Origin of the sequence: Planktotalea sp. (assembly GCF_018607965.1) — a bacterium.
Taxonomy (GTDB): domain Bacteria; phylum Pseudomonadota; class Alphaproteobacteria; order Rhodobacterales; family Rhodobacteraceae; genus Planktotalea.
Genome location: NZ_JABBAM010000167.1, coordinates 1 through 5,750, shown reverse-complemented (window position 1 = coordinate 5,750; position 5,750 = coordinate 1). Strand labels below are relative to the sequence as shown.

5 protein-coding genes are annotated in these 5,750 nt (G+C 51.4%); 1 reads left to right on the top strand and 4 read right to left on the bottom strand.

The features are described 5' to 3' along the window. Positions 1–147: 147 nt before the first annotated feature. From QZ279_RS14680 to QZ279_RS14665, 4 genes are all read right to left on the bottom strand, one after another. Positions 148–2,832: an ATP-binding protein gene (locus QZ279_RS14680; protein ID WP_293452211.1), complete on the bottom strand. Its 2,685-nt coding sequence runs from the start codon at positions 2,830–2,832 to the stop codon at positions 148–150. Further along, positions 2,829–3,188, bottom strand: a complete 360-nt coding sequence (locus QZ279_RS14675) for a hypothetical protein (RefSeq protein ID WP_293452208.1) — start codon at positions 3,186–3,188, stop codon at positions 2,829–2,831. The genes QZ279_RS14680 and QZ279_RS14675 overlap by 4 nt, the downstream gene beginning before the upstream one ends. Beyond that, positions 3,185–3,553, bottom strand: coding sequence for a response regulator (locus QZ279_RS14670; RefSeq protein WP_293452205.1), 369 nt, complete (start codon positions 3,551–3,553; stop codon positions 3,185–3,187). The genes QZ279_RS14675 and QZ279_RS14670 overlap by 4 nt, the downstream gene beginning before the upstream one ends. A gap of 108 nt (positions 3,554–3,661) precedes the next feature. Beyond that, positions 3,662–5,032 (bottom strand): short-chain fatty acyl-CoA regulator family protein, encoded by a 1,371-nt coding sequence (locus QZ279_RS14665; RefSeq protein ID WP_293452202.1) that lies wholly within the window; start codon positions 5,030–5,032, stop codon positions 3,662–3,664. A gap of 225 nt (positions 5,033–5,257) precedes the next feature. Between QZ279_RS14665 and QZ279_RS14660 the strand changes: the two genes are divergently transcribed. Beyond that, positions 5,258–5,750, top strand: a 493-nt coding sequence (locus QZ279_RS14660; RefSeq protein ID WP_293452199.1) for an ABC transporter substrate-binding protein, incomplete at its 3' end; no start/stop codon positions are given.

Genomic DNA, 5,750 nt, shown 5'->3' with positions numbered 1-5,750 from the left:
CCCCGGACGTATCGCTACGCAGCTTGCGCCTAAGTACTTCTGAACTGGGTGAAATTGCACCGCCTCCAACACGTCCCTCAGCGCACATTCTGCACGCCTTTCTGTCTCGTCAGCTTAAGCATTAACGTTGAAATCTTAACTAAAGGCTTACGTAATCGTCATTTCTGGTACGAATTCGTTTGGAAACTGCACCCTAAACGCAGAACCACCTTGACCAGGCAGATACAAAATTTCACCCCCAAGACGGTTCATAATTTCGCGACAAATGGCTAGCCCAAGGCCCGCCCCGCCCGCTTTGGTTTCGCCCACGCGTGAGAATTTTTCGAAGATTACATCCCGCATATCAGCCGCGATCACACTTCCATTGTCGATAAAGTCGACTGTGACCAAGTCTTCACTTTCAAAGACTTTGATCGTAAGCGTAGGATCAGCCACATCACAATATTTTTGCGAGTTGGACAAAATATTGATGAAAACTTGGGATAATCGATCCGTATCCGTGTGCACCATTACTTTTTCACGTTGAGGTTTTCGCTTTATCTGAATGCCCTTATCTACAAACAACCCTGCGGCGGAAATTGCACCATCTAGTATATCGCTCAAAGGTTTACGCGACAGGTTCAACGAAACGCGCCCGTCTTCAAGAACCGATAGATCGAGCAAGTCATCCAACAATCTGGTCAGGCGCAACGTCTCGGAATGAATGATGCCGGCATAGCGGGCCTTGTCAGGATCAGGCATGTTTTCGCTGTCGCGTAAAATTTCTGAAAAGGCGCGGATAGAGGTCATTGGCGTGCGCAATTCATGGCTAATCTGGCTGAGAAACCCATCTTTTTGCACTGAGATTTGGGTCAGCTTTTCATTCACGAGACGCAATTGTTGCGCGGTGCGTTGAAGTTCAGAAGATTGCGCCTCCAATTTGCTGGAATACTCCATCATCTGCGCACTTTCATCCGCAACAGCCAGAAGATCATCCACCGACACAGAGGCACCCCCGACGATCTGGCCGACCATAGCATGCGCCGTTGCCGCCCCGACCGAGCCCGATAATTCGCGTTCTAACAAATCCAAAAACTCAGGCGTCGGTTCGGGCACCAATCCTTGGGAACCTTGACGCGCCGCTTCCAATCCAAAGAGCGATTGGGCTTCTCGCGACCCCAGAATGCGCTGCGACATAATCATAAGATCTTCTGATTGCGCGGCACCGTTCGCCCAGCTGCGCGCAGATTGACCATGTTGAAATACATTCACAAACTGTGCGCCCTGAAGGCGTTCGAGCGGTTCAGGAAAACTGCTTAAAGACATCAAACAGAACGCAGCACTGTTCAACAACATGCTCCACATCAGGCAATGTAGAATTGGATCTAACCCTTTGATCCCAAACAACGCTTGGGGTGCGAGCCATTCAATTCCAAATGGGCCTTGGGTCATCATCATTTCTGAAAACACGACACCCGTTCCAAGACTGGGTAAAAACAGCGAATAGGCCCAAATGAAAAAGCCGATCGCCAGCCCAGCTAGCGCGCCCGTTCGCGTCGCACCACGCCAAAATATTCCACCCACCATCACAGGAAGGGCCTGTGCGACGCCAACGAAAGAAACCAAACCAATCGCGGCCAAAGCTGATCCACCACCCGATAAGCGAAAATAGAAATACGCCAGCATAACAATCGCACCAATCGCCAATCGACGCGACAGCAGAACCACCGAACGCACATCCCCAGAAATACTGACACGCCCCTCTTTGAAGTGTAGCCAAATTGGCATGACTATATGGTTTGAAACCATCGTTGAGAGCGCGATTGAGGCAACGATCACCATAGAGGTCGCCGAGGATAGGCCCCCAAGGAACGACAGCATCGCCAATCCATTTTGTCCCTGGCTAAGCGGCACCGTCAAAACGAACATATCTGGGTTTGAGCCCGCAGGCAAAAGATCTAATCCCGTCACCGCGATGGGCAGAACGAACAGGCTCATCAACAAGAGGTAGGCCGGAAAGGCCCATGATGCCATGCGTAGATGCTGTTCGTCATCATTTTCAACAACCATAACGTGGAACATGCGTGGCAAACATAAAAAGGCAGCAGCCGACAGAAATGTCAGCCCAGCCCACCGACCACCACTGACATTCCACGTTCCAATGTCAGAGGAATCGATCTTTTCCAGCATTGGACCAATACCGCCGGACAAGCCCCAGACGACGAAAATTCCTACGGCCATAAGGGCGATTAGTTTGACCACAGCTTCAACGGCAATAGCCATGACAACACCGTCGTGGCGTTCGTTCACATCCAGTTTTCGTGTGCCGAAAAGGATGGTGAATAATGCAAGACCGATTGCGACCCAGAATGCGGTGATGGTTTGACTTGAAACGTCAAACCCGGCTTGTGACGCTTCGGCAAAGACCGCGTATGATTGCGTAACAGATTGCAATTGCAGTGCAATATAGGGTGTCGTTCCCGTGACGGCGAGGATAGTTAGCGTAACCGCAAGCAGATTGGACTTGCCAAAACGCGCCGAAATCAAATCAGCAATTGACGTGATCCTTTGTGTGCGACCAATGCGCACCAGTTTGCGCACGGCCCATAGCCATCCCAGCATAACGAGGGATGGTCCCAAATAAATCGTGACGAACTCCAAGCCGGACCGCACCGCAAATCCAACAGCGCCGTAAAATGTCCAAGCCGTGCAGTATATGGAAAGTGACAATGTATATACAAAGGGCGCGCGCAACCATTTGATCCGTCCAATGCGCGCCGCGCGTTCTGCTGCAAAAGCGACAATGAACAACGCCAAGACGTAGCCAAGCGATACCCCGATCAGCAGGTTCACGAAGCGGGTCGATCTTGTTGAGACGTCTCAGCAGGCAATGCATCCTTTGAAAGGATCGCTTGTGTGGTCGCCCCGTCGGTCGCCCCGTCGGCCCAGTTCATGCGCCATGCAAGGAACGCACCTGCAACAATCAACCCGATCCAAATCGCAAAAACATAAAGTGTTGCGATCGAGGTCGAAATTTCAATGTCTGCCTCCCCTTTCGACCAAACCAAAGGAACCAGCCATAATATCAATCCAACAACAGGCAGCAGCCGCGCAGCATCTATGATACGGCGCTGGCGATAACTTCGGCGTTCAAGAAAAAGACGGCGCAATATACCGGACGTGGTGTGTTGTTGAGAAAAATTACTCAAGACACACTCATTTCGTGCAAGGTTTCAATGATCTCAGCATTTGAAAATGGTTTTGTCATAAAGCGGGTCGCGCCAAGACGTTCTGCCATTTCGCGATCTTTTGCCTGACCACGCGCGGTTAGCATAAGGACGGGAATTTCGCTGAAACCTTCGCTGTTTCGAATATCTGCAAGGATATCAAATCCACTGCGTCCCGGCAGCATGACATCCAAAATAAGAACGTCAGGCTTTTTTGCCCTGATGACATCAGCAGCGTCGTGACCGTTTGAATGCGTCGACACTGTCCAGCCGTCACGCGACAGCAGGAAACTTACGGCTTCAATGATATTGGGCTCATCCTCAACCAGTAGAACATGCTTGTTCAAACCATCCCCCCCATTTTTCGCGCGGCATTGCTTCAAACCGCGCTCTCACCGTTTAACCACTTTATGCGAGCATCGCGTATTTGCAATCGAAACCAGCAATGCCCCACCTTACAAGCCACTGGCCCAAATCGAAGGTTCACGGCGCCCAACACAAGAGGCGCGTGGGCAAATTCGGCAGCTGACCCCAATTGGACGCGCTTGCACAAAGTTTGTTGCGTCGCCCCGCTTTGACAAAGGAACAATCAACATGTGCGCCTCCAACAAGGGCACCGCGCCGAATTGAGGGGCCGTTACAGGTGCCGCAAAGGCCAAGGTTTCAAACTGCGAAGTGTCACGCCCACTTTGTTCTGCGACCTCGCGCAACGCAATCAAGGGGCGCGACAAGGATTGATACAGAGACCACAAAGGGCAAGCCGCACCAAATCGTGGCAATGGAAATCCTTGCAAAGGCTTGCGCTGGGTCAAGGTGCCTGAGCTGTCGCAAACAGCAAGACCCACGCCATCCGCACCAATGTCAAAGCGATCATCTGTAATCAAAGGCGCGAGAATAGAGCCTGGAATGCTTGCCAAACGGCGCATAACACTGCCCAAGTCAACTTTATTCAACGCAGCAATAGCATCAGGTTCAAGGCCGTGGATCGACACTTGATCAAGCAGACCCTCTGTGGGAAGCGCGTGAGCATCGCGCCAATAGCGAAACAACAAGTTCTGCGTTTGACTGCGTCCAGAGGCCGAAACCAGAATTTCGGGTGAGCGTTCAATCATCTCTTTGATTTCGAGCGCCGCCGCTTCATGGGTCGCACAGGTTTCTAAATCTGGAAAATAATAGCCACTTTGGGAAAAGAACGCCTCTATTTCATCTTGCGGTGTTGTGAATTGATCAGTCTGCGACGTTTCACCATTCAAGAAGGCGACCAGCGCCTGTGATCCTTCTGTCAAACGCTGCGCATCTTCATTGATGTTACGTTGAAAGCGGTCGCGCCATTCAGGTTCTATTTCTTCTGTTTGCACCAAAATAGACGATGTCGAACGAATAGCAGTCACAGCCCCCAGCATATCATGGAGCGCTGTCGCCAGTTGCGGATCATGTGTCATGCGGTCGGTCAATGTGACAACGGTTTGTTCAAGTGAGCTTTGTCGCTGCGCCATCACATCAATCAGGCGCGCCCATTCTGGGAAGCGACCTGCAAATTCTTCGGTTTTATCCAATTCAACAGGTTGTCTGGGATGCAGTGCTGCAACTTCGCGCAATGTCGCAAGAAGTGCCGTTTCAGCCCCCTCGCTTAAAACCGAGGCCTCAACATCCAAGATCGCTGCGATGTCCAAGAGCAATTTACCACCGATTCTACGGCGATTATGCTCAATCAGGTTAAGATAAGATGCAGAGACACCTGCGTGGCGCGCAAGATCTGCCTGCTTCATGCCTATTATCAAGCGACGCTCTCGTATTCGGCTGCCGGTAAGTGTGTCACGGCTCATGGAATTTCCTTCACGCTTTCAAAGGCTTTCTGCGTCGCAGAATAATTTCTTTACAACTCACCCTAGGGCATTGTGCATTCGTTGACAAAATAATTGTTTAATACAAGGCCCTTATTGCGATGTTTTCTGTCGTGCTCTCTTATGAGCCCAGCACTTTTGTGCAACCCCGTGAACGGCAGGAAGAGGAGCCTGCCCTCACACATTTCGAAATTTGGGAGGATTTTCATGTCCACAGGTAACTTCACACGTCGCGGTCTTCTAAAGACAAGCGCCGTTGCGGGCGCAGGTTTGGCATTGCCAACATATCTGTCCGCTGCAAACCACGCTGGTTATACCAATGCGCCACAGGGCGACACGGTAACACTTGGCTTCAACGTTCCACAGTCTGGTCCTTACGCGGACGAGGGTGCTGACGAACTCCGCGCATATGTGCTTGCTGTAGAGCACCTCAATGGCGGCGGCGACGGCGGCATGATGAACACGTTCAGCTCTAAAGAGTTGACGGGTAACGGCATCTTGGGCAAAAAAGTTGAGTACGTCACAGGCGACACACAGACAAAGTCTGACGCTGCACGTGCTTCTGCGAAGTCCATGATCGAAAAAGACGGCGCCGTGATGATCACTGGTGGTTCTTCTTCTGGTGTTGCGATTGCTGTTCAGGGCCTTTGCCAAGAAGCTGGCGTCATCTTTATGGCTGGCCTCACGCACTCCAACGACA